Below are 24,416 nucleotides of genomic sequence, written 5' to 3' on the forward strand. Positions count from 1 at the left end.
TGTTATATCAGTTCGGGCACTTATAGACCTGGCCGTTCATCTGGCTGGCGGTTGGCACAAAGCTGGACAGCATACCCTGCGTCGGGCTGCTTACCCCGTAAATCACGTTGCCGCCCATTGCCGCAGCCTGATTACGCAGGGCATTGGCCGCACCGCGCATAGAGCCGCCCTCCTCGCCGTGCTGCCCTGACATCCAGTTGCTTTGCTCGCCAGAGGCGGTGCCTAACAGCTGGCATTCGCTGCCCGGCTTATCTTCCACAAAGCGAACGCTCTGGCCCGCTGCCGTCAGCTCATTGCTGGTGCTACAACCCGCCAGCAGCAATGCTGCACCTACAATCCCTGCACAGACTTTTATGCGCATGTTATTCCTCGTTTTCAATAAGCTGGACAGTAGTTGTCCGCGTGTAAACCTTATACTAAAAAGATGACCAAAAGAAAAATGCTGAGCATTTCTGCGAGCCAGATTCCGCTGGCACTCCTCCGACATCTTAAATGAATTCTGATAATAACCTTTGGGATATCGTGTTTTAGCCCCCGATCGTTTTTAGTGATGCGACGTAGAACTTTTGTACGGGACTAAAAAAAAGGGGGTTTCATGAGTGCATCATCCTCAGGAGAGGAAAAAGTAACCTGGGTGGGCTATCTGGCGTTCGTGCTCACCATCGTATTTTTCTCAGGTTTTTTCGCCAAAAGTACTGAATGGTGGCGCGTGCTGGATTTTACCGTCCTGAACGGCAGCTTTGGACCGGTGAACGGCGCCCTAACGTTTCGCGGCGAGGGTGGCACAGGAGCGAAAGACGGTTTTTTGTTTGCCCTTGAACTGGCGCCCTCGGTCATTTTATCGCTCGGGATCATTGCCGTTACCGAGGGGCTGGGCGGGCTGCGCGCCGCACAACAGCTCATGACGCCCATTCTGCGCCCGCTGCTCGGCGTGCCGGGCATCTGCTCTCTGGCGCTTATCGCCAACCTGCAAAATACCGATGCAGCCGCAGGGATGACCAAAGAGTTGACCGACGAAGGGTCGATTACTGACCATGAACGCGCCATTTTCGCCACCTTCCAGACCAGCGGTAGCGCCATTATTACCAACTATTTTTCTTCCGGTGCCGCACTTTTTACCTTCATTACCGTCCCGGTGATCGCGCCGCTTGCCGTCATTCTGGTGTTCAAATTTGTTGGCGCGAACTTCCTGCGACTGTGGATCGCCCACATGGAAGTTCGTCGCGTTCAGGAGGAAAAATGATCGCCCAGACGCGTAAAAATATCATGGACTTGTTTATCGATGGCGCCCGCCGCGGCTTTACCATCGCCACCACCAGCCTGCTGCCGAACGTGGTCATGGCGTTTGTCATCATTCAGGCGCTTAAGGTGACCGGCCTGCTGGATATTGTCGGCAGGGTATGCGAGCCCATCATGGCCCTGTGGGCGCTTCCGGGTGCGGCGGCAACGGTACTTCTGGCATCGGTGATGAGCATGGGCGGCGGCGTGGGGGTTTGCGCCAGCCTGGTCGTCGCCGGCACGCTCAGCGGCCATGATGCCACCATCCTGCTGCCCGCCATCTATCTGATGGGCAATCCGGTGCAAAACACGGGCCGCTGCCTCGGCACCGCGGGCGTGAACCCGAAATATTACCCGCACATCATCGCTGTCTGCGTCATCAACGCCCTGCTCTCGATGTGGGTGATGCAGCTACTCTTCTGAGGAGATAAAAATGGATTTTTCAGTGCTGGAACCGCATCTCTTCCGCCATGCACATCTTGTTTGAGTAACGGCTCGACGGGCAATAAAAAACCCCGGGCATCGCTGCCCGGGGTTCATTCTGAGAGGTTCAGAACAACATGATTACATCATGCCGCCCATGCCACCCATGCCGCCCATACCACCAGCAGCACCTAAGTCAGGCGCGTCGCCTTTAGGCATGTCGGTTACCATGCATTCGGTCGTGATCATCAGGCCAGCTACAGATGCCGCGTACTGCAGAGCAGAACGGGTAACTTTAGTTGGGTCCAGGATACCGAAGTCGATCATGTTGCCGTATTCTTCAGTTGCTGCGTTGTAACCGTAGTTACCTTCGCCCGCTTTCACGTTGTTCGCAACTACTGATGGCTCTTCACCGGCGTTGGACACGATCTGACGCAGAGGGGCTTCCATTGCGCGAAGCGCAACTTTGATACCTACGTTCTGGTCTTCGTTCTGAGCGGTCAGGCCAGCCAGTTTAGCGGCTACACGCACCAGCGCGACACCACCACCAGCAACTACGCCTTCTTCTACCGCAGCACGTGTCGCATGCAGGGCATCGTCAACGCGTGCTTTCTTCTCTTTCATTTCAACTTCGGTCGCAGCACCAACTTTGATTACCGCAACGCCGCCTGCCAGTTTCGCTACGCGCTCCTGCAGTTTTTCACGGTCGTAATCGGAAGTTGCTTCTTCGATCTGCTTACGGATCTGACCAACACGGCCCTGAATAGCGGCTTCTTCACCCACACCGTCGATGATGGTGGTAGTGTCTTTGTTGATCACAACGCGTTTCGCCTGGCCCAGGTCTTCCAGGGTCGCTTTTTCCAGCTCCATACCAATCTCTTCAGAGATCACGGTACCGCCGGTCAGGGTAGCGATATCCTGCAGCATCGCCTTACGACGATCGCCGAAGCCAGGTGCTTTAACCGCTGCCACTTTCACGATGCCACGCATGGTGTTAACCACCAGAGTCGCCAGCGCTTCGCCTTCAACGTCTTCAGCAATGATTACCAGCGGCTTGCCTGCTTTCGCAACGGCTTCCAGCACTGGCAACATTTCGCGGATGTTGGAGATTTTCTTGTCAGCCAGCAGGATGAACGGGCTTTCCAGCTCAACAGCGCCAGTTTCTGGCTTGTTGATGAAGTATGGGGACAGGTAACCGCGGTCGAACTGCATACCTTCAACCACATCCAGTTCGTCTTCCAGACCAGTACCGTCTTCAACGGTGATCACGCCTTCTTTACCGACTTTATCCATTGCTTCAGCGATCAGTTTACCTACGGTTTCGTCGGAGTTAGCGGAGATAGTACCAACCTGAGCAATGGCTTTAGAGTCAGAGCACGGTACGGACAGCGCTTTCAGCTCTTCAACAGCAGAGGCGACAGCTTTGTCGATACCACGTTTCAGATCCATTGGGTTCATGCCCGCAGCAACGGCTTTCAGGCCTTCGGTGATGATCGCCTGCGCCAGTACGGTCGCGGTGGTGGTACCGTCACCAGCAGCGTCGTTCGCTTTAGAGGCAACTTCTTTCACCATCTGTGCGCCCATGTTTTCGAACTTGTCTTCCAGCTCGATTTCACGTGCAACAGAAACACCATCTTTAGTGATGGTTGGCGCGCCGAAGGATTTGTCCAGCACGACGTTACGGCCTTTCGGGCCCAGAGTGACTTTCACTGCGTCTGCCAGTACGTTTACGCCGCGGAGCATTTTTACACGAGCGTCGTTACCGAATTTTACGTCTTTAGCTGCCATGTTCTTATTTCCTCAAATTCGTACAGTTTCGTGCGTTAATTACGCTTCAACAATTGCCAGAATGTCGCTCTCGGACATGATCAACACTTCTTCATTGTCGATCTTCTCGGATTTCACGCCGTAGCCATCGTTGAAAATGACGATGTCACCAACTTTAACGTCCAGTGGCTGCACAGTTCCGTTTTCCAGGATGCGGCCCTTACCGACAGCGATGATTTCGCCACGCGTTGATTTTGCTGCTGCTGAACCGGTCAGAACGATGCCGCCAGCAGACTTGGTTTCAACTTCTTTACGTTTGACGATCACACGATCATGTAACGGACGAATACTCATTGATAGCTCTCCTTTGAGAAAGTCATTATCAGTTATGGATGACGCCGGTCCGCATGCGGTTTTCCGGCTAGTGCCCTGAGAGATGGGGATAGCTTTTTACCCCTTCAAGGGGTAATCGAAAAAAAATTTGCGAAAGTGTTACCATCCACTCTCTTTTGATGGTGGCGGGACGAGGTAAATGAGTGGACTCAGGCAGGAGTTGGGGCTGGCGCAGGGCATTGGCTTACTCTCAACGTCTTTGTTAGGCACGGGCGTTTTTGCGGTTCCCGCGCTGGCGGCGTTGGTTGCCGGCAATAACAGTCTTTGGGCATGGCCGGTGCTGATCGTGCTGGTGTTTCCTGTGGCGATTGTCTTTGCCATACTCGGGCGGCACTTCCCGAGCGCAGGCGGCGTAGCGCATTTTGTCGGCATGGCGTTTGGGCCGCGAATGGAACGCGTCACCGGCTGGCTATTTTTGTCGGTGATACCCGTTGGCCTTCCGGCAGCCCTGCATATCGCAACCGGCTTCGGACAGGCGCTGTTTGGCTGGCACGATGAACAGCTGCTGCTGGCTGAACTCGGTACGCTGGCGATTATCTGGTGGGTTGGCTCACGCGGGGCCAGTTCCAGCGCCAACCTGCAAACGCTGGTCGCCGTGTTAATCGTCGCGCTGATCGTCGCCATCTGGTTTGCGGGTGACATTACGGTGGCGGATATTCCTTTCCCCGCGATTAATAACATCGACCACACACAGCTTTTCGCTGCACTATCCGTCATGTTCTGGTGTTTCGTCGGTCTGGAGGCGTTCGCTCATCTGGCATCCGAGTTTAAACAGCCCGAGCGTGATTTTCCCCGCGCCCTGATGATTGGCCTGCTGCTGGCGGGCACCGTGTACTGGGCCTGTACCGTACTGGTGCTGCACTTCAACGCGTTCGGTGAAGAGAAAGCCGCCGCCGCGTCGCTGCCGGGCATCGTGGTGCAGCTGTTTGGCGTTAAAGCCCTGTGGGTAGCCTGCATGATTGGCTATCTCGCCTGCTTTGCCAGCCTCAACATCTATATTCAGAGCTTCGCCCGGCTGGTGTGGTCTCAGGCACTTTATAAACCGGATAGCCCCCTCTCACGCCTGTCAAAGCGTCAGCTTCCGGTGAATGCGCTGAATACCGTACTGGGCTGCTGCGTGGTGAGTTCCCTGGCCATTTATCTCCTCGACATCAACCTTGACGCGCTGATTATCTACGCCAACGGTATTTTCATCATGATCTATCTGTTGTGCATGCTGGCGGGCTGTCGGCTACTGAAAGGACGCTTTAAGGCGCTGGCGGCTATCGGGTGTGTCCTGTGCCTGCTGCTGCTGGCGATGGTGGGATGGAAGAGTGTGTACGCCATCGTCATGCTGGCGGGGCTGTGGGTGTTTTTACCGAAGCGGCAAAATCCGCAGGCCCGGTGAGCGAGCGCCACCGGGCAAGAAACTTACCGATCGTCTTTATGATCTAACCGGTCGCGCTGCTCATCCTTACGCTGATATTCCCCTTCAAAGGTATCCCCCGGGCCGGTGCTGAAACCACCGCCTGGCATACGGCTGAAACGCAGATGCGGCAGCAGCTTCATGGTCAGATGCTTCTGCACCGGCGGCAACAGCAACAGCAGGCCGAGGAAGTCTGTAAAGAAGCCCGGCAGGATCAGCAGCAGGCCAGCAATAATCAGCGACACGCTTTTGATCATCTCGGCGGCCGGGCTTTCACCTGCGGCCATCTTCTGCTGCATTAACAGGAAATTTTTGAAACCCTGATTGCGCACCAGCGACATGCCGATGACGGAGGTGAAGATCACCAGAATCAGCGTCAGCAGGACGCCCAGCACATGGGCAACCTGGATGAAAATCGAAATCTCAATGTAAACATAAAGAAAGAAAGCAATAAATGGTATCCAGCGCACTGGCATCTCCTGTGTGGCAGGTGCCTTCTGGCCCCTGACTGAATGTGTTCGCGAAGCGCGTAGATAAGAAATGGTGACGGTTAGCCAAAATTCAATCGGTTTGCACGGATATTTTTTCTGGAAATATTAAAGCGGTGACATATTTCACAGATTAATAATTATCATGAAATCGGGTCGATAATAAGTGATCCAGCTTACGGCAATTCGCTATCATCAGCATATGATCTCGAACATCTGGCCGATTGAGGGAATAATCGTCGGTCATAAAATATTCAAAACCACATATCTACTGTGTGTTTAGTACAATCCATCGGCAGCTTGAAAAGAAGGTTCACATGTTAAACAACATTCGTATCGAAGAAGATTTGTTGGGTACCAGGGAAGTTCCAGCGGATGCCTACTATGGTGTTCACACTCTGAGAGCGATTGAAAACTTCTACATCAGCAACAGCAAAATCAGCGACATCCCTGAATTTGTGCGTGGCATGGTGATGGTAAAAAAAGCCGCGGCTCTGGCAAACAAAGAGCTGCAAACCATTCCTAAAAGCGCTGCAAATGCGATTATCGCCGCGTGCGATGAAGTGCTGAACAACGGCAAATGCATGGATCAGTTCCCGGTTGACGTCTATCAGGGCGGCGCAGGCACCTCCGTCAACATGAACACCAACGAAGTGCTGGCAAACATCGGCCTGGAGCTGATGGGTCATCAGAAAGGTGAATACCAGTACCTGAACCCGAACGACCACGTTAACAAATGTCAGTCCACCAACGACGCCTACCCAACCGGCTTCCGCATCGCGGTGTATGCCTCTGTCGTCAAACTGGTCGACGCGATTAATCAGCTGGGTGATGGCTTCCAGCGTAAAGCCGTTGAGTTCCAGGACATTCTGAAAATGGGTCGTACCCAGCTGCAGGACGCAGTGCCAATGACCCTCGGCCAGGAGTTCCACGCGTTTAACGTGCTGTTGAACGAAGAGACCAAAAACCTGCTGCGCACGTCCGAACTGCTGCTGGAAGTGAACCTGGGCGCTACCGCCATCGGTACACGCCTGAACACCCCGGATGGCTATCAGCAGCTGGCGGTACAGAAGCTGGCTGAAGTGTCCAACCTGCCGGTTGTGCCTGCAGAAGACCTGATTGAAGCCACCTCAGACTGCGGCGCCTACGTGATGGTGCACAGCGCATTGAAACGTCTGGCGGTGAAACTGTCCAAAATCTGTAACGACCTGCGCCTGCTCTCCTCCGGTCCGCGCGCTGGCCTGAATGAAATCAACCTGCCAGAGTTGCAGGCGGGCTCATCCATCATGCCAGCTAAAGTGAACCCGGTGGTGCCAGAAGTGGTGAACCAGGTTTGCTTCAAGGTGATTGGTAACGATACGACCGTCACCATGGCCTCCGAAGCCGGTCAGCTCCAGCTGAACGTAATGGAGCCGGTGATTGGCCAGGCGATGTTTGAATCTATCCACATTCTGACCAACGCCTGCTACAACCTGCTGGAAAAATGCATTAACGGCATCACCGCGAATAAAGAAGTGTGTGAAGGCTACGTCTATAACTCCATCGGCATCGTCACCTACCTCAACCCGTTCATCGGCCACCACAACGGCGATATCGTCGGGAAGATTTGTGCCGAAACCGGTAAGAGCGTGCGTGAGGTGGTTCTCGAGCGAGGATTGTTGACCGAAGCCGAACTGGACGATATCTTCTCCGCCCAGAACCTGATGCACCCGGCATATAAAGCGAAACGATATACCGATGAAAGCGAACAGTAACCGTTCAGGCTAAGCTTCCGAAAGGCACGTCACTTGTGACGTGCCTTTTTTCTTTATGGCCGTTACCAAAACACAACAATTCAATATCAACTTGTTAATAAGCAAGGCAGGTCTTTATGTTTGGAGCAGAACTCGTCATCGTCCTGTTGGCGATTTATTTGGGCGCACGACTCGGGGGTATCGGCATCGGCTTTGCCGGCGGTCTCGGCGTGCTCGTACTTACCCTGATCTTTCAGATTAAACCCGGCGCAATCCCTTTTGACGTTATCGAAATCATCATGGCGGTTATCGCTGCCATTGCGGCCATGCAGGTCGCTGGCGGTATGGACTACCTGGTGAGCCTGGCGGAGCGTATGCTGCGTCGTCATCCAAAATACATCACCTTCCTTGCCCCACTGGTGACCTGGTTTATGACCATTCTCGCCGGTACTGGCCATACCGCTTTCTCCACGCTGCCGGTCATCACCGAAGTGGCGAAAGAGCAGGGTATTCGCCCGTCTCGCCCTCTTTCTATTGCTGTAGTCGCCTCCCAGATTGCGATCACCGCCTCGCCCATTTCCGCGGCGGTGGTCTTTTTCGCGGGTATTCTCGAGCCGATGGGCGTAAGTTATCTGACGCTGCTGGCGATCTGTATTCCGGTCACGCTGATTGCGGTAATGATCACTGCCGTGCTGTGTAACTTCCTCGGCGCTGAACTGAAAGACGATCCGGTTTACCAGGAGCGCCTGGCAAAAGGTGAAGTGAGCCTGCGCGGTAGCCAGGTCTTTGAGCTGAAGCCGCATGCAAAACGCTCCGTGCTGCTGTTCCTGATTGGTATCGTCGCCGTGATGTTCTACGCGACCGCCATCAGCGATACGGTAGGTCTGATCCAGAACCCGGTTCTGCCGCGTAACGAAGCGATTGTGGTATTTATGCTGACCATCGCGACGCTGATCAGTATCACCTGTAAAATCGACACCAGCGAAGTGCTGAACGCCAGCACCTTCAAATCCGGTATGAGCGCCTGCGTGTGCGTGCTGGGTGTGGCGTGGCTCGGTGACACCTTCGTGAAAGCGCACATCAGCGATATCCAGACAGTTGCAGGCGACCTGCTGCACAACTATCCGTGGCTACTGGCGGTGGTGCTGTTCTTTGCCGCAACGCTGCTGTACTCCCAGGCTGCGACCACCAAAGCGCTAATGCCTGCGGCACTGATGCTGGGCGTGACGCCGCTGACGGCGATTGCCTCTTTCGCGGCGGTTTCCGCCCTGTTCGTGCTGCCAACCTACCCAACCCTGCTGGCCGCGGTTGAGATGGATGACACCGGCTCGACCCGTATCGGTAAATACGTGTTTAACCACGCGTTCCTCATCCCGGGCGTGGTGGCGATTACGCTCTGCGTGGTCCTCGGCTTTATCATCGGCGGCATTGTGCTGTAAACGGTTAGCCGTTGTAAAAATAGTTAAAAACGGGCCGCGCTGCGGCCCGTTTCATTAATGACCAATCACATGGCGTGATATAGTGAAGACTTTCGTGATGAGGAGGCCGACTTGTGAACACGCCTGATGCTGTTGTTGTACTGTGTACCGCCCCTGATGAAGCTTCTGCCCAGGATCTCGCCGCCAAAGTGCTGGCCGAAAAACTGGCTGCCTGCGTCACGCTACTTCCCGGCGCCACCTCCCTTTATTACTGGGAAGGCAAGCTGGAGCAAGAGTACGAAGTCCAGATGTTGCTCAAAACCAATCTGACCAACCAGCAGGCGCTCCTCGACTGCCTCAAGTCTCATCATCCTTACCAAACCCCGGAGCTGCTGGTGCTGCCAGTGGTCCACGGCGATAACGATTATCTCTCATGGCTCAACGCTTCTTTACGCTGATCCTGCTGCTGTGCAGCACGTCAGTTTTTGCCGGGTTGTTTGACGCGCCCGGCCGTTCGAACTTTATTCCTGCCGACCAGGCATTCGTTTTCGACTTTCAGCAAAACCAGCACGATCTCAGCCTCACCTGGCAGGTGAAAGAGGGTTATTACCTCTATCGCAAGCAGGTCAGCATCACGCCGGCAAAGGCTGACGTCGGCGCATTGCAGATGCCCGCTGGCGAATGGCACGAGGACGAGTTCTACGGTAAAAGTGAAATTTATCGCCAGCGCTTAAGCGTGCCCGTCACGGTGAATCAGGCGGATAAAGGCGCTACCCTGACGGTGACGTATCAGGGCTGCGCCGATGCGGGCTTCTGCTATCCCCCTGAAACAAAGGTCGTTCCGCTTAGCGAAGTGAAAGCGGCGGCCTCCCCTCTCCCCTCAGGGGAAATGGCCAGTGTGAGGGGTGAAGGCGAAGCCGCTTCAGACCTTCCGTTCTCAGCGCTTTGGGCGTTATTGATTGGTATCGGCATCGCCTTTACGCCCTGCGTACTGCCTATGTACCCGCTTATCTCTGGCATCGTGCTGGGTGGTAAGCAACGCCTTTCCACCGCCCGCGCGCTGTTGCTGGCCTTTATCTATGTGCAGGGCATGGCGTTAACCTATACGGCGCTCGGCCTCGTGGTCGCCGCTGCCGGGTTGCAGTTCCAGGCCGCCCTTCAGCACCCTTATGTGCTTATCGGACTGTCAGCAGTGTTTATTCTGCTGGCGCTGTCGATGTTTGGCCTGTTCACTCTGCAACTGCCCTCTTCCCTGCAAACCCGTCTGACGCTAATGAGCAACCGTCAGCAGGGGGGCTCTGCGGGCGGCGTGTTCGCCATGGGTGCCATCGCCGGGCTGATTTGCTCCCCCTGCACCACCGCGCCGCTGAGCGCCATCCTGTTATACATTGCCCAGAGCGGCAACCTTTGGCTCGGCGGCGGCACACTGTACCTTTACGCGCTCGGCATGGGTCTGCCGCTGATCCTTGTGACGGTATTTGGCAATCGTCTGCTGCCGAAGAGCGGCCCGTGGATGGAGACAGTGAAAACCGCGTTTGGTTTTGTCATTCTGGCGCTACCGGTATTCCTGCTGGAACGCATCATCGGTGATGTGTGGGGTACGCGTCTGTGGGCTATGCTCGGCGTGGCCTTCTTCAGCTGGGCATTTATCGTGAGTCTGGGTGCGAAGAAACCGTGGATGCGCCTGCTACAGATCCTTCTGCTGGCGGCCGCGCTGGTGAGCGTCCGTCCGCTACAGGACTGGGCGTTTGGCACCCCGACAGGTCAAACGCAGGCTCATCTGAATTTTATACAGATTAAGAACGTGGACGATCTCAACCGCGCCCTGGCGCAGGCGAAAGGAAAACCGGTCATGCTCGATCTCTATGCCGACTGGTGCGTGGCCTGCAAAGAGTTTGAAAAATACACCTTCAGCGATCCGCAGGTACAACATGCGCTGAGCGATACCGTTCTGCTCCAGGCGAACGTTACCGCCAACAGCGCGCAGGATAAGGCTCTGCTGAAGCAACTTAACGTGCTCGGGCTGCCTACCATCCTGTTCTTCAATGAACAGGGGGAAGAACAGCTGACGCAGCGTGTAACCGGGTTTATGGACGCGACGGCATTCAACGCGCATTTGCGCAATCGCCAACCGTAAACAACACTTTAGACGGGACAAACCGTTGGGAATAGCGGAGGAGATAACCGTGCAACGCGAAGACGTACTGGGACAAGCCCTGCAATTACTTGAGATTCAAGGGATCGCCAGCACCACGCTTGAGATGGTAGCCGACCGTATCGATTACCCTCTGGATGAACTTAAGCGCTTCTGGCCGGATAAAGAGGCGCTGCTGTATGATGCCCTGCGCTATCTCAGCCAGCAGGTGGATATCTGGCGCAGGCAACTGATGCTGAATGAAGAGCTGACCACCGAGCAAAAGCTGCTGGCACGCTATACCGCACTGACGGAGTGTGTCACCAACAACCGTTACCCAGGCTGTCTGTTTATCGCCGCCTGCACCTACTTCCCCGATCCCGGACATCCCATCCATCAACTGGCAGATCAGCAAAAACGAGCCGCGCACGAGTTCACACACGAGCTGCTGACCACACTTGAAGTGGATGATCCGGCAATGGTCGCGAAGCAGATGGAGCTGGTGCTGGAAGGTTGCCTGAGCCGCATGCTGGTGAACCGTAGCCAGGCGGATGTGGATACGGCGCACCGTCTGGCGGAAGATATTTTGCGGTTTGCGCAGTGCCGTATGGGTGGTGCACTGACCTAAGCCAGCATTCCCGTCCAGGCGGAAATAAACAAACACAGCGCCATTGCACGTTGAAATCGCACCATCGCCACGGTGGTGCGGAAAATCCGGTTCACCGCCTTCCCCAGCCACGCCCAGCACAATAAACAGACCACTGAGATCGCCAGAAACCATAGCGCCATCAGCGAAATATCCCGTAATGCATGGTCGCTTGCCGGAGCAAACAGGCTGACGACGGCCAGCGCCATCATCCAGGTTTTTGGGTTTACAACCTGTAATAACGCCGCCGCCCGCGCGGTAAATCGAACATGACGCCTGGAGGAGAGATTCGCGGCCGGGGCGCTAAACAGCTGCCAGCTCATCCAGGAAAGCCACAGCACGCCCGCCCAGCTCATCACCTGACGTATCAGCGGATACTGGCGTAACACTTCTCCTGCCCCTGCACCAGAAACCAGAACAATAGCGCTGGCGGCAAGACACCCACCCAGGATCGCAGGAACCGTATTTTTTACGCCAAAGTGCTGACTGTTAGCCAGTACCAAAATATTGGTTGGCCCCGGTGTAATCGAGGCGACAAATGCAAACAGCAGGAAGGGTATTAAATTCACAGGTGGCTCCTTTTAGTAGAGCCATGAATGTGCCGTTATTTTCTGGAAACGTCTGGAAGGTTTGTGCACAACCGACGGTAGTGTGCCGGAGAAATACGGTACGCCCGCTGGAACCAGCGACCAAGATGGCTTTGATCGGCAAAACCTACTGCCGTCGCCACATCAACAGGCAGTTCCCCATACGCCAGCATCTGTCGGGCCTTTGCCAGTCGCAGCTGGATAAGCCAGGCGTGCGGTGCCAGGTGAAATTCGCGTTTAAAACAGCGGGTGAGGGTAAAGCGATCCGTACCCGTCTCGCGGGCAAGGTCTGATAGCCCCACGTTCTCGCCGATATGCGCATAGAGATAGTCGCGGGCACGATGCGCCACAGCGGAGCTTTGTAACTGCGACGGGAGTTTCTTCCGCCAGTGGCAGTGGGCTGTAATCTTAGTGAGCAGGTTATCCATTGTGCTCTGTTGTACGATCTTCATCTCATCGTTATGCAGCGAGGCAAATGTATCACCGATAGCGCGCACCAGCTGAGGCTCTCGCGTCAGCGTTTGGGCAAAGTGGAGGGTGTAACTCCCGGGAGTAGAGTCATACAGCCCTTGAAGCGTACGGGTGAGCCAGTGTTCATCCAGATAAAAGGTCAGATAAGTAAAGCCACCCTCTACCGGTGCATCACCGTCATGAATTTCACCAGGCTCAAGTAAAAAAGCATCGCCCGGCTGGCTACGGTGGCGTTCACGGCGACAGTGGAACTGCTGCGTACCGGAAAGGGTTATTCCGACCAGATAGCTATCATGCCAGTGGGGATCAAAGGCGTGTCCTTCGAAATGCGCCTTGATTGTCTCAATACCTGTTTCTGCATGCTGACGCAGCTCAAGCCAGTCGTTTGCCATACTGCCCTCCTCTTACCGTCAGCATTGCCACCTCTTGCCTGAACTGTCTGGAAGATTTGTGCACTTTCAGCGCACAAACGGACAGATTGCCGCAAACTTAAGCAGTTGAACAGCTTTTCCCGAAATAATGTTGACGATCGCGCGCGATTGCGGTTTAATGCGCTCCGTTGCCCGGATAGCTCAGTCGGTAGAGCAGGGGATTGAAAATCCCCGTGTCCTTGGTTCGATTCCGAGTCCGGGCACCACTTTCACTTCAATGTACGTCTCCCAAACATCACAAAACTCAAGTATAATCACTGCTATACGCCACTTTCCAACATTACGAACTCCACTGACCTCAACTCGATTCTCTCTAAATCAAGTTGCATCCGGGGGCTTTTCAGGGGGCTCTTTGTGTTCAATGAAAATTGAGGCCCCCATATGGCACTGACAGCCCGGCAGGTCGAGACCGCCAAGCCTAAAGAGAAGGACTATAAACTCTCTGACGAACGTGGCCTTTTTCTCCTGGTAACCACCACCGGAAAACGCTACTGGCGTATGAAATACCGTATCGCCGGTAAAGAGAAAAAGTTATCTATCGGTGTTTATCCTGAAATCTCTCTGGCTGACGCGCGTGTAAAACGCGATGAAGCCAGAAAAGTGATTGCTGATGGCGGCGATCCGAGTGAGAAAAAGCAGCTCGAAAAACTCGCCAAAAAAATATCCGTCGTAAATACCTTCAGGGCACTCGCCATGGAGTGGCATAAGCATAAGTGTATCTCATGGTCGGAAAGCTACGCAGAAAGCGTTCAGGAGGCGCTGGAGAAGGATATTTTCCCGTATGTGGGCAAACGCCCTGTCGCTGAGATCCTGCCTCTGGAGATGCTGGAAGTTTTACGGCTGATTGAAAAACGCGGTTCGCTGGAAAAATTACGTAAGGTCCGGCAGTACTGCAATCAGATCTTCCGTTACGCCATAGCAACAGGGCGTGCGACGATTAATCCAGCTGCGGAACTGACCGGTACTCTGACCGCACCAAAGACCGAGCACTTCCCTCACCTACAGGCATCCGAGTTACCCGCGTTCCTTGCCAGTCTGGCTAATTACCATGGCAGTTGCATTACGCGTATGGCAACCAGTCTGCTGCTACTGACGGGGGTTCGTACGATTGAACTTCGCGCTGCAGAATGGCAAGAGTTTGATCTGGAGAATGCATTGTGGACAATCCCCGAAAGCCGGATGAAAAAGCGCCGCAAACATCTGGTGCCTTTGTCAGACCAGGTTCTGTCGATCCTGCTGGAACTCCGCACTTATACCGGTCAGTATCAACTCGTGTTTCCAGGGCGCTGCAACATCAACAAACCGATGAGTGAAGCCAGTATCAACATGGTTATCAAACGTATCGGCTACGATGGTAAAGCTACCGGACACGGCTTTCGCCACACTATGAGCACCATTTTGCATGAGCAGGGGTTTAATACAGTCTGGATCGAGATGCAGCTCGCTCACGTGGATAAAAACAGCATTCGCGGCACATATAACCATGCACAGTATCTGGATGGAAGACGAGAAATGATGCAGTGGTACGCTGATTATATTGACAATCTTCTCAGTTCATCGACAAAAAGTTAGTGGTTGTTCACCCGCACCTGAAGGTGCGGGGAACGTAATTCTTTTATTTTTTGTTTGTTCTATAACCTTCTGGCATATTTACCGCGCTGTATGGACTTAAACGTGAAGCGATCCAGTACTGCTTTCCCTGTCGGAGCAAGTTCAGGTAAGCAAGACGTTCGGTCAGATCACGCCGTATTGTTTTTTCGCAAATGCTAAATTCGTCAGCAAGGCTCCTGACGGTCAGTGACTCGCCATTGTTGAGGCGGGTTGACCTGATCCCCGTTGATTAATACACCGCGATGTTTGTAATGTCTTCATCAGCAACGTAAGCGATGAGATGGTCTACCCCCTCCTTCACGGCGACTCTCAATACCGTCATGATGGTGGTAATTCAATCAGCGTTGAAAGGGTGAGAAACCATGTCAAGGCTGAACATTATTGGAATTGATCTTGCGAAAACAAATTTTTATCTTTTCAGCCTTTCACCGGAAGGGAAGCCTGGTGGAAGGATTAAGCTCTCTCGTGAAAAGTTGATTGGCTGGTTTACGACACAGTCCAGGATGATTGTCGCCATGGAGGCATGTGGTGCTTCTCATCACTGGGCCAGAGAAATTCAAAAGACGGGGCATGATGTTGTGATGCTACCCGCTCAGCACGTCAGGGCTTATCAGCGTCGCCAGAAAAACGACTATAACGATGCTCAGGCCATTGCCGAAGCCTGCTGGCACGGAACAATTCGCCCAGTTCCGGTAAAAACGCTATCTCAGCAGGATGAACAAACCTTTTTAAAAATGCGACGACTTGTTTCTGAAGAAAGAACGCAGTTAATCAACCATATCAGAGGGTTAATGGCAGAGTATGGTATTGTTTTGCGTAAAGGCGCAACTGAGCTTCGACGTAAATTACCCGAGTTGCTTGAAGATGCAGAGAATGGATTTACGCCCCAGATGCGTGAACTGTTACAACGGCAATATCAGCGGCTGGCGGCTCTGGATGATGAACTCATATGGTATGACAACCGACAGCGAAAAAATGCCGCCGGGGATTCAGTATGCCAGCGCCTACTTTCTATTCCGGGTTTTGGTCCACTGGTTAGTCTGGCAGTGAAAAGCTGGATGGGTGATGGAAAACAGTTTAAAAGAGGTCGGGATGCTTCAGCGGCTCTTGGGTTGGTTCCACGACAATTCAGCACAGGGGGGCAACAGGTTCTTCTGGGGATCACCAAATGTGGAAACAGCTACGTCAGATCAATGCTGATACATGGTGCCCGAGCTGTTTTGTTCAGATCCGCAGGCAAAACGGATCAACTTAGCTCATGGGTTAACCTGGTCCGGGAGAAACGAGGATTTAACAGGGCAGTCGTCGCCCTGGCAAATAAGTTAATTCGTATTGTCTGGGTTATTATCACTCGTAATGAAGTTTACCGGGTTTCGGTAGCATGAAATAAGAAGTTGAAACAGGGTAATTTATACCGTTAACTCCAGCATTGCGTAGAAAGCAGAAACGATGAAAAACAGGTCAAACCTGCATATCGAAAACCTGGGATCGGGGCTTGGCCAGAATTAATCAAGGCCGTGTAAGCGTTAAGGACGATATGCGCGAATGTTTCATCAAGGCCAGAAGCAGTAGCTTCATCAACAGGCCGAATATACGAAAGCAAACCTGTTACTTTCATTGTCACTGCGTTCTTGCAATACGGGGGAAGACCATATAGGTCCCCCTATTAAGAAGCGTTTTTACAACAAAAACCTTCACATGACCGAACGCCGTTTTCCATTCAGGTTACAAAGTGCCTCATCAGCACGATAAACCTCGGCACGGAAGGCTATTCACTTCACATTTAGCATTCTCAAGTACTTACTTTTTCTATTCACGCAGGAAACACAGTGGTATTGTTTTAAGCTAATATCGATGATGTGATACGTACCACCAAACATTGGATGGTAACTTGTTGCTTTCATGAGCCATTTTCCGTACAGCTGAAAGCGCAATCGACGCAGGGACTTAAAATGACCGGAGTATCTAGCGATCAATACGCTGCTGGTGAACAGGGCTTAGGGTATATCTATCAGCCTCGTTTTGCGCTACTTAAGCTTCTTCAGTGGCCAGAAGATACATCTGTTTTGATCGAAAAAGATGATGACCTAGACTTCGTTAGTTTTGATGGTGTCAAAACACTGGCATCGCTCAAACACAAAGGGGATGGGGATACTCTAACCGACCTGTCTACCGATTTTTGGAAGTCAGTCCGCATCTGGCTTGACCGCTATAATCGTGATGGTAAAACCGAAGCAAATCTTCGTTTCTTTTTGTTTACGACCGGATCTATCTCAAACTCCTCGTTCCTGCAACACTTCTTAGTCGAACCGCCAACAAAAGACGATAATTCAGTATCAATAACTCAACTCACCAACACAGCTCTGGCTAGAAGCAAGTCAAAACTGATCACGGCAATAGCCGATGAGTTCAATAAACTGACTGATGAGCAAAAAGATGACTTCTTATCACGGATAATCATATTTGATGGCGGGCCTCGCATTGAAGACCTCCCAACAATTATCAAAAATCAACACATGCGTATCATTAGACGCGATAACCGAGACGCTATTTTTGAACGACTTGAAGGGTGGTGGAATAACACGATAGTCGATCTGCTAACAGGGAAACGTAAAGAGGCGATTTTTGGTTATGAGATTTCCGACAAACTTGCAGCATTTTCTGAAGAGTACAAATCGGACAATCTGCCGATTACGTTCAGAGGAAAAATTCCCGTTGGAGAAATCGATGCGATGAATGATCCCAGGCTCTTTGTTGTGCAACTCCGTGAAATAGGGGTTTCCTCTAATCGTATCCGAAACGCTATTCTCGACTACTACCGAGCATTTGAGCAGCGTTCTTCATGGGCGCGTGAAAACCTTTTGGTAACAGGAGAGATGGAAGATTATGAAGACCGCCTTGTTGATGAATGGAGTCGCTATAAAGACGTAGTTTTTGAAGAATTAGATGAAAATTCAGCTGACGAAGTACTTATTACTGCGGGAAAAGCATTGTATCAATGGGCCGATCTTGAAAGTGGTAATATTCACTCATTGCGAATCCGAGAACGAGTGACTGAGCCTTATGTAGTTCGAGGAGGATTTCACATCCTTGCGAACAGTAGACCACTACCCAAAATTTTCTGGCATCCCCACTTCCTAAATAGAATTGGGCAATTGTTGGGAGCCCAAGCATGAAGCAATGGGATCAGCGTCCATTCGAGATAAGGAATCTTTTCAATCCTGCATTTTGTGGTGTTGTACTATTCAGAGCAATGCAGAGCTACGAAGAGGAAAACTCACAGGGCATGCCATTTTCTCTCGCTCTTTTAGTTTTACCATTATGTCTGCAAAAAGATTCTCGCCAAGTGTTTGCTGAAAATCCTCGCCGCTACCTTTTGAAAACTATAGAAAACAATCCCAAATTACTCATTAATTTTGCTAACCGCGTCAATAATATGCTGCCATTTACGCTTGAAGCTTTTGGAGTGCTCATGGAACGAGGATGTTTTGTCGTAACGCAAGACGGCCGATTGAAAACAATACCTAATAAAGTTCGCAAATCGGTCATAGGGACTGAAGAATCAATCTCATGCCAGCGTGTCGCGCGCTATATAGGAAAAGAATTTGCCCGTATTGCAGATCGCGTTACGGTGTACACGACCTTTGGAATACGCCCATGAAAATTAAGTCGATTCATGTCTACAGCCATGATGGCCAACGTCGGGACCTGCAATTTAAGGTTAATGGTTTAAATGTCATTACTGGCCGTTCCTCAACCGGTAAATCAGCTCTTTCTGAGATCATTGAATACTGTATGGGTCGATCTACTTTTAACGTACCAGAAGGTATTATTCGCGATAAAGTGTCATGGTTCGCAGTCATTTATCAATTTTCACAGGAACAAGTACTAATCGCGAAACCAACACCAAATGCAGGAGCCACAAGCTGTGGCACCGTTATGCTGCGACGAGGAAATGAACTGACCGCACCAAATTTCAAAGACCTCTCGGTTAACACCGATGATGATTCTGTAGTCGCACTGTTGTCACGATTACTTGGCATCCGCGAGAACCGTACAGACGTGGCAATTGGGCACAGCAGAGAAAGCTTTGAAGCAAACATCAAGCATACTTTTTATTACCTTTTCCAAAAGCAGGGCCTTGTAGCAAATAAAGATCAACTTTTTTATCGACAAAATGAGGCATTTCAGCCACAAGCTATTCGCGACACATTACCGATTCTTTTAGGTATTTCATCAAATGATCGCTATGAACTTGAGGCCAAACTCCGAACAGCACAACGAGATCTGAAAATCAACGCCAAACGTCTTGAACAAGCTCGCGATACAATCGATACATCACTGCTAAAAGGTTCTGGGCTTTTATCTGAAGCCAGAGCCGTGGGTATCATCACACAAGACAAAGAGAGAATCGGAACTGACGAAGTAATTGATGTTTTGCGTTCTGCAATGCAATGGATTCCGTCCCCCCTACCTGAAGACGATGGACATAGAATATCCATTCTTGAAAATGAAATTGCTGGTTTACGACAAGACAGACGTCAGACCCAGTCCCGAATTGATTCTGCTCGGATGTATGCCAAGCAATCAGGTAATTTTGAAAACGAAGTTTTAGAGCAGCAAGACCGATTATCTTCTATCAAGGCTCTACCGAAAAATCCGGAAACTGGTGAATGGCAATGGCCATTCTGTGAAGCAAATTTAGCACTGGAATCTCCAATTGCTAAAGCACTCCTGAGCGAACTAACAACTCTCGACGCTGAAATGAGCATTGTGGCTGGCCAACGCCCTAAAATGGATGTTTATCTTACTGAACTAGAAGATGAGGTTCAGACCATTGTAAGTTCGATAAGAGCCAAAGAAGTGGAGCTTGCTGCGGCAATCGCGGCAAACGAAGTTATTGAGCAATTAGGCACACGCAATAATGCTGCGGCAAGAGTAATTGGTCGTATAAGTTTGTTCCTTGAAGACCTTGTACCTAACTCAGAACTGGCCACATATGAAGCAGAAAATCGTCGTCTAAAGCTCAAAGTCGAAGACCTACAAAGGAAATTTGGAGCTGATAGCAGCCATGAAAGACTCATATCTATTCTGAATAACATTTCGTCACAGATTACACGCTACATCCAGGCTTTTGATGCAGAATTTCAGGGGCTCCCTGCACGGTTTGATCTAAGCCAAATGACTATTATCTTTGATCGTACAGATCGTCCGGTACCAATGAGTCGAACTGGCGGTGGCGAAAATCATCTCGCTTATCACCTGTCTGCCTTGTTAGCCCTTCATCTCTTTGCTTCAAAGAACAATTGCCCCATTCCTCAGTTTCTTTTAATTGATCAGCCTACCCAAGTTTATTTCCCTTCTGAAAAAATTTACCAGGAAGCTGATGGTACTGTTCAGAAAACGGAAGCTGATGCTGACTTAGCAGCAGTACGTAGACTGTTTGCGTTACTGCTGAAGTTTACACAAGAAGAAGTCCCAGGCTTCCAGCTTATCGTGACAGAGCACGCAAATCTTCGCGACCAGTGGTTCCAGGATGCTTTAACCGAGCTTCCCTGGACCAAGCCCCCTGCCCTGGTACCAGAAGACTGGCCTTTACCGTCAGAATTACCAAATTAAGCACGAGTTTTGAAAATCCCCGCATCTTTGGTTCGATTGCGAGTCTTGCACCAAATTCATATCAACGGACCTCCATGGTGGTCCGTTTTTGCATTCTAAGCCCGCCGAAATCAACACTTCTACAATACCTTAACTCCGCCTGACCGTAAGCGCACCGTGAAGGACGTGGGGTAAAAATTAGTTTACAGAGAGGGTGACGTTCCAGGGCAGCAGTTCTTTCACGCGGTTGGCGGGCCAGGTGTTGATGACGCTGATCACATGGCGCAGCCAGGCTTCCGGCTCGATGCCGTTAAGTTTGCAGCTACCGATCAGGCTGTACATCACTGCCGCACTGTCACCACCACCATCAGAGCCGAAGAACATGTAGTTACGGCGCCCCAGCGCAACCACCCGGAGGGCGTTTTCATACTGAACCGCCCCGGTTTTCCTGGAGAGAGTTAAGTTCGGAAGTTCAGGCTGCCAGAACCTTGTTCCCGATGGAAGCGTAATACGCTTTTTCTGCCTCTATCGGAGGGATGTGACCAAGTCGTTCCAGCAACCGACGATTGTTGTACCAGTCCCCCCATGCCAGCGTAGCCAGTTCCACTTCTGAGCGCTTCTTCCAGGCCTGACGGTGGATGACCTCCGCTTTGTACAGACCGTTGATACTCTCCGCCATCGCGTTATCATACGAGTCACCGGTACTCCCCGTGGAAGCCAGCAGCTCTGCATCCTGCAACCGCTGCGTGTAGGCCAGCGAGACATACTGAGAGCCTTTGTCGCTGTGATGGATGGTGCCCGAAGGTCGCCGTGACCACAGTGCCTGTTCCAGCGCATCCAGGACGAACGACGTTTCCATCGATGATGAGACCCGCCAGCCCACGATGACGCCAGCGAACACGTCGATAATGAACGCCACATAGGCGAAGCCCTGCCAGGTGATGACGTAGGTAAAATCTGCACACCAAAGCTGGTTGGGACATTCCGCTACGAACTGGCGGTTTACCCTGTCCTGTGCTGCGGTATCTCTGCGACTGGTTGTGGTGCGGACTTTTTTGCCCTGGAGCACGCCTGCGAGCCCCATCAGTTTCATCAACCGTACCACTGTACATCTGGCCACGCCGATGCCCTCCCGCTGTAACTGACGCCAGACCTTGCGGGCTCCATAGACGCCATAGTTATCGTCGTACACCCGCTGTATCTGCACCTTCAGAAGCGCATCACGCTGCGAGCGCAGGCTGTGTTTTTCCGGCGATTGCTGACGTTGCTGATGCCAGTAATATGTCGACGGGGCAATATCCAGCTCGCGGCATACCGGCCCGACCCCGTGGGCACCACTCAGACGTTCGAGCAGTGGCATTATTTTTTCCAGTGGCGGTCGAGCTCCGCCTGAGCAAAATAGGCTGATGCCTGACGCAGAATATCATTGCTGCGACGCAACTCCCGGTTTTCCCTCTCCAGCTCTTTTAAACGTTGACGTTCGTTACTGGTCAGCTCGCCATCACCAGTCCTGACGGGGCTGATACCACCGCGTAAGTCATTTCTGTGCTGGCGTAGCCAGCCTTTCAGGGTATCGTAATGACAACCAATTTTTGACGATATGGCACGGATAGCATCCGGTTCAGAGTCATATTCATCAAGATGCTCAATGAGCATTCTGACAGCGCGCTCACGTAATTCCGGCGGGTAACGATTAGCTGATTTTGATTTCATCAGGGATCTCCTTTTACTGAGAGTTTAGTCTCCAGGATTCCCGGGGCGGTTCAATCGAAGAAGCAATACGGGGCCTCCCTGCAACTGAGCGGCTGGCAGCCAGGCAGTCCCGAAGTAAGCCGCTGCTGATATCCCTGCATGACTGGTTAGTGGAGAAAAGCGCCACTCTGTCGAAAAAATCCCGTCTGGGCGAAGCGTTCGCTTATGCCCTGAACCAGTGGGATGCGCTGTGCTACTACTGTGATGATGGCCTGGCAGAGCCTGATAACAACACAGCCGAACGAGCCCTTCGTGCCGTCTGTCTTGGGAAAAAGAATTTTATCTTCTTCGGCAGCGACCACGGCGGTGAGCGCGGAGCCCTGCTGTATGGTCTTATCGGAACATGCAGGCTCAATGGTATCGATCCGGAGGCCTACCTTCGCCATATCCTGAGCGTACTGCCGGAATGGCCCAGCAACAAAGTGGCGGAACTGCTGCCATGGAACGTGGTTCTTACCGATAAATAACCGTCAATACGGCGCTCGTTTAACGCTTACACATTCCGGCGGTGATCGCGTTGCGTATTCTGGCGGAACGTGAACGCTATTTCTGGTTTTGCGTGAACGCGTATTCCGGCGGAAAATACCCCGATTTTGCACCATGACCAGAATCACTGTTCATTTTGCCAGAATCGGTGTTCACCCGACCGGAATTGCCGTTCACGTTGCCAGAATCATTCTTAACGCATTGATTTTTGATGCTATATCTATCCCTTTTATTCCAGGGTGTGATATATGCCAAACAAGAGAATCGCAATGCATAAAATCCATGAAATTTTAAGGCTGCGTTTTGAAGTCGGCCTGTCCTTCCGCCAGATAAGCCAGTGCGCAGATGTCAGCACGGGTGCCATCCAGAAAATGCTCAAACGACTTGAAGCCGCTGGGATCTCCTGGCCACTTCCGGAAGGAATGTCAGAGCCCCTACTTGCCAGTCTGCTTTATCCTGAGTCTGACAGTCGTCCTGGCGCGCTGGAGGATCCCGACTGGGCTGAAATCCATATGGAGCTGCGTAAAAAGGCGTCACCCGCCACCTGCTGTGGGAGGAATACTGCCAGAGGATGCCGGTTCGGGCGTACAGCTACTCGCAGTTCTGCTGCCGCTACCAGACCTGGTGCCAGTCACAGAAACGCTCCATGCGCCAGCAGCATCTTGCCGGTGAAAAATGCTTTATCGACTATTGTGGACCCACAGTGTCGGTTATCTCACCTGAGACGGGTGAATGCCGGCAGGCCCAGATCTTCGTGGCGGTGCTGGGCGCATCAAACTACACCTTCGCGGAGGCTACCTATACGCAGTCGCTGTCAGACTGGCTTCTCAGCCACGTCAGGATGCTGGAGTTCTTCGGTGGAGTCCCCGAAATCCTGGTTCCGGATAACCTGAAAAGCGGGGTTAGCAAAGCCAGTCGTTACGATCCCGAACTGAATCCCTCCTATCAGCAGCTGGCTGAGCATTATCAGGTTGCGGTGATACCTGCCCGCCCCAGAAAACCCAGAGACAAGCCGAAGGCGGAAGTTGGCGTTCAGATCGTCGAACGCTGGATCCTGGCCCGGCTCCGTCACCAGGTCTTCTTCTCGCTTGCTGAGCTGAACCACTGTATCCGTACGCTGGTAACCGGGCTCAACGAACGTCCCTTCAAAAAACTGCCGGGCAATCGCCGTGAGGCCTTCGAAAGGCTGGACAAAACTGTGCTCAGGCCATTACCGGTGCAGCAGTGGCGCTACCGGCACATCAAAAAAGCGAAGGTGAATATCGATTATCACGTGGAATATGAACAGCATCACTACTCAGTCCCCCATCAGCACGTCGGTAAAACGGTGGAGCTTCATGCCTTCGACAACCTGCTTGAAGTCTGGTCTGACGGGCAGATGATCGCCAGTCACCCGCGGCGTCTTCATCCGGGCAACAGTACGGCAGCAGAACATATGCCGGAGCGCCATCGTCATCATCAGCAGTGGACGCCAGAGCGGCTGAAAAGCTGGGCGGCCGGTGTGGGCTCCGACACCTTCACGTGGGTCAGCGAGCGTCTGGCTGAAAAAGCGCATCCGGAACAGGCCTATCGCCTGTGTCTGGGGCTGCTGAGCCTGACGCGTGAATATCCTTCTGAGCGCGTCAATAACAGCTGTCGGCTGGCCAATGCAGAGGGGTTAACCCGGCTGAAGCAGATAAAGTCGATCCTGAAGAATAACCGCGACCTGGTTCCGGCGGACAAAGATCTGCACCCGTCCCGGGAGCTTCCTCAGGAACATGAAAACATCCGTGGCCCACGCCACTTCCACTGAAAC

The 24,416-nt window shown here is 52.3% G+C and carries 21 protein-coding genes, 1 tRNA gene, 3 pseudogenes and 1 other annotated feature; of the genes and pseudogenes, 16 read left to right on the top strand and 9 right to left on the bottom strand.

Going from position 1 to position 24,416, the window contains the following annotated elements; genetic code table 11:
- Positions 1–7 precede the first annotated feature (7 nt).
- Positions 8–361, bottom strand: a complete 354-nt coding sequence (locus ACOTZP_RS06820) for a DUF4156 domain-containing protein (RefSeq protein ID WP_022646802.1) — start codon at positions 359–361, stop codon at positions 8–10.
- 234 nt (positions 362–595) lie between these two features.
- Here ACOTZP_RS06820 and ACOTZP_RS06825 point away from each other — a divergent pair, with 234 nt between their 5' ends.
- Both ACOTZP_RS06825 and ACOTZP_RS06830 read left to right on the top strand, forming a co-directional pair.
- Positions 596–1,243, top strand: coding sequence for a nucleoside recognition domain-containing protein (locus ACOTZP_RS06825; RefSeq protein ID WP_048965857.1), 648 nt, complete (start codon positions 596–598; stop codon positions 1,241–1,243).
- Complete coding sequence (locus ACOTZP_RS06830) at positions 1,240–1,701, top strand: YjiG family protein (RefSeq protein WP_048965858.1); 462 nt, start codon at positions 1,240–1,242, stop codon at positions 1,699–1,701. Before ACOTZP_RS06825 ends, ACOTZP_RS06830 begins: the two co-directional genes overlap by 4 nt.
- A gap of 141 nt (positions 1,702–1,842) precedes the next feature.
- Here ACOTZP_RS06830 and groL read toward each other — a convergent pair whose 3' ends face one another.
- Both groL and ACOTZP_RS06840 read right to left on the bottom strand, forming a co-directional pair.
- Positions 1,843–3,489, bottom strand: a complete 1,647-nt coding sequence (groL, locus tag ACOTZP_RS06835; RefSeq protein WP_006810416.1) for a chaperonin GroEL — start codon at positions 3,487–3,489, stop codon at positions 1,843–1,845.
- A gap of 39 nt (positions 3,490–3,528) precedes the next feature.
- On the bottom strand, positions 3,529–3,822 hold the full coding sequence (locus ACOTZP_RS06840) for a co-chaperone GroES (protein WP_003855929.1): 294 nt from the start codon (positions 3,820–3,822) through the stop codon (positions 3,529–3,531).
- A gap of 178 nt (positions 3,823–4,000) precedes the next feature.
- Between ACOTZP_RS06840 and yjeH the strand changes: the two genes are divergently transcribed.
- On the top strand, positions 4,001–5,248 hold the full coding sequence (gene yjeH / locus ACOTZP_RS06845) for an L-methionine/branched-chain amino acid transporter (RefSeq protein WP_045620949.1): 1,248 nt from the start codon (positions 4,001–4,003) through the stop codon (positions 5,246–5,248).
- Positions 5,249–5,271: 23 nt separating this feature from the next.
- Here the strand turns inward: yjeH and ACOTZP_RS06850 are convergent, their stop codons facing one another.
- A complete protein-coding gene (locus tag ACOTZP_RS06850; RefSeq protein ID WP_003855925.1) occupies positions 5,272–5,736 on the bottom strand; it encodes an FxsA family protein in 465 nt (154 codons plus the stop codon).
- Positions 5,737–6,071: 335 nt separating this feature from the next.
- On the opposite strand from ACOTZP_RS06850, the gene aspA reads away from it, so the two are divergent.
- The 5 genes from aspA (at position 6,072) to ACOTZP_RS06875 (ending at position 11,667) form a co-directional block, all read left to right on the top strand.
- Complete coding sequence (aspA, locus tag ACOTZP_RS06855) at positions 6,072–7,508, top strand: aspartate ammonia-lyase (protein WP_003855923.1); 1,437 nt, start codon at positions 6,072–6,074, stop codon at positions 7,506–7,508.
- 116 nt (positions 7,509–7,624) lie between these two features.
- On the top strand, positions 7,625–8,926 hold the full coding sequence (locus ACOTZP_RS06860) for an anaerobic C4-dicarboxylate transporter (protein ID WP_008502949.1): 1,302 nt from the start codon (positions 7,625–7,627) through the stop codon (positions 8,924–8,926).
- Positions 8,927–9,039: 113 nt separating this feature from the next.
- Entirely contained in the window at positions 9,040–9,363 is a 324-nt protein-coding gene (cutA, locus tag ACOTZP_RS06865) for a divalent cation tolerance protein CutA (protein ID WP_003855908.1), read from the top strand.
- Positions 9,339–11,042, top strand: a complete 1,704-nt coding sequence (locus ACOTZP_RS06870) for a protein-disulfide reductase DsbD (RefSeq protein ID WP_063841696.1) — start codon at positions 9,339–9,341, stop codon at positions 11,040–11,042. Before cutA ends, ACOTZP_RS06870 begins: the two co-directional genes overlap by 25 nt.
- Positions 11,043–11,091: 49 nt before the next feature.
- The gene (locus ACOTZP_RS06875) at positions 11,092–11,667 is read left to right on the top strand and encodes a transcriptional regulator (protein ID WP_022646797.1); all 576 of its coding nucleotides are present in this window, start codon (positions 11,092–11,094) and stop codon (positions 11,665–11,667) included.
- On the opposite strand, the gene ACOTZP_RS06880 is transcribed toward ACOTZP_RS06875, so the two are convergent.
- Both ACOTZP_RS06880 and ACOTZP_RS06885 read right to left on the bottom strand, forming a co-directional pair.
- The gene (locus tag ACOTZP_RS06880) at positions 11,664–12,254 is read right to left on the bottom strand and encodes a LysE family translocator (protein WP_271075256.1); all 591 of its coding nucleotides are present in this window, start codon (positions 12,252–12,254) and stop codon (positions 11,664–11,666) included. The genes ACOTZP_RS06875 and ACOTZP_RS06880 overlap by 4 nt on opposite strands.
- Before the next feature lie 35 nt (positions 12,255–12,289).
- Positions 12,290–13,135 (bottom strand): AraC family transcriptional regulator, encoded by an 846-nt coding sequence (locus ACOTZP_RS06885; RefSeq protein WP_023299117.1) that lies wholly within the window; start codon positions 13,133–13,135, stop codon positions 12,290–12,292.
- 169 nt (positions 13,136–13,304) lie between these two features.
- Here ACOTZP_RS06885 and ACOTZP_RS06890 point away from each other — a divergent pair.
- Both ACOTZP_RS06890 and ACOTZP_RS06895 read left to right on the top strand, forming a co-directional pair.
- Positions 13,305–13,380, top strand: a tRNA-Phe gene (locus ACOTZP_RS06890).
- Positions 13,381–13,555: 175 nt separating this feature from the next.
- Positions 13,556–14,746: a tyrosine-type recombinase/integrase gene (locus ACOTZP_RS06895; RefSeq protein ID WP_016154414.1), complete on the top strand. Its 1,191-nt coding sequence runs from the start codon at positions 13,556–13,558 to the stop codon at positions 14,744–14,746.
- A gap of 43 nt (positions 14,747–14,789) precedes the next feature.
- Here the strand turns inward: ACOTZP_RS06895 and ACOTZP_RS06900 are convergent, their stop codons facing one another.
- The gene (locus ACOTZP_RS06900; RefSeq protein ID WP_223822565.1) at positions 14,790–15,005 is read right to left on the bottom strand and encodes a DeoR family transcriptional regulator; all 216 of its coding nucleotides are present in this window, start codon (positions 15,003–15,005) and stop codon (positions 14,790–14,792) included.
- A 142-nt stretch (positions 15,006–15,147) separates the two neighbouring features.
- Here ACOTZP_RS06900 and ACOTZP_RS06905 point away from each other — a divergent pair, with 142 nt between their 5' ends.
- From ACOTZP_RS06905 to ACOTZP_RS06920, 4 genes are all read left to right on the top strand, one after another.
- Positions 15,148–16,170, top strand: a complete 1,023-nt coding sequence (locus ACOTZP_RS06905) for an IS110 family transposase (RefSeq protein WP_016154415.1) — start codon at positions 15,148–15,150, stop codon at positions 16,168–16,170.
- Between the two features lie 567 nt (positions 16,171–16,737).
- On the top strand, positions 16,738–17,961 hold the full coding sequence (locus ACOTZP_RS06910) for an ABC-three component system protein (RefSeq protein WP_016154416.1): 1,224 nt from the start codon (positions 16,738–16,740) through the stop codon (positions 17,959–17,961).
- The gene (locus ACOTZP_RS06915; RefSeq protein ID WP_016154417.1) at positions 17,958–18,446 is read left to right on the top strand and encodes a three component ABC system middle component; all 489 of its coding nucleotides are present in this window, start codon (positions 17,958–17,960) and stop codon (positions 18,444–18,446) included. The genes ACOTZP_RS06910 and ACOTZP_RS06915 overlap by 4 nt, the downstream gene beginning before the upstream one ends.
- The gene (locus ACOTZP_RS06920; RefSeq protein ID WP_016154418.1) at positions 18,443–20,404 is read left to right on the top strand and encodes a DUF3732 domain-containing protein; all 1,962 of its coding nucleotides are present in this window, start codon (positions 18,443–18,445) and stop codon (positions 20,402–20,404) included. Before ACOTZP_RS06915 ends, ACOTZP_RS06920 begins: the two co-directional genes overlap by 4 nt.
- 177 nt (positions 20,405–20,581) lie before the next feature.
- Here ACOTZP_RS06920 and ACOTZP_RS06925 read toward each other — a convergent pair.
- Positions 20,582–20,809, bottom strand: a pseudogene (locus ACOTZP_RS06925) (transposase domain-containing protein); the annotation flags it as partial.
- A gap of 46 nt (positions 20,810–20,855) precedes the next feature.
- Positions 20,856–22,096 (bottom strand): IS3 family transposase gene (locus ACOTZP_RS06930; protein WP_162838707.1). Its coding sequence is split into 2 segments (ribosomal slippage): positions 20,856–21,781 and positions 21,781–22,096, totalling 1,242 coding nucleotides; the frame shifts between segments, so codons are not numbered across the junction.
- Positions 21,672–21,788 (bottom strand) — a sequence feature (AL1L pseudoknot). (Overlaps the previous gene by 117 nt.)
- 50 nt (positions 22,097–22,146) lie before the next feature.
- Here ACOTZP_RS06930 and ACOTZP_RS06935 point away from each other — a divergent pair.
- Positions 22,147–22,602: pseudogene (locus tag ACOTZP_RS06935) on the top strand (IS66 family transposase); the annotation flags it as partial.
- 267 nt (positions 22,603–22,869) lie between these two features.
- Positions 22,870–24,413, top strand: a pseudogene (gene istA, locus ACOTZP_RS06940) (IS21 family transposase).
- Positions 24,414–24,416 lie beyond the last annotated feature (3 nt).

This window comes from Enterobacter cloacae complex sp. SYL001, assembly GCF_049237025.1.
In the GTDB taxonomy this organism is placed as follows: domain Bacteria; phylum Pseudomonadota; class Gammaproteobacteria; order Enterobacterales; family Enterobacteriaceae; genus Enterobacter; species Enterobacter intestinihominis.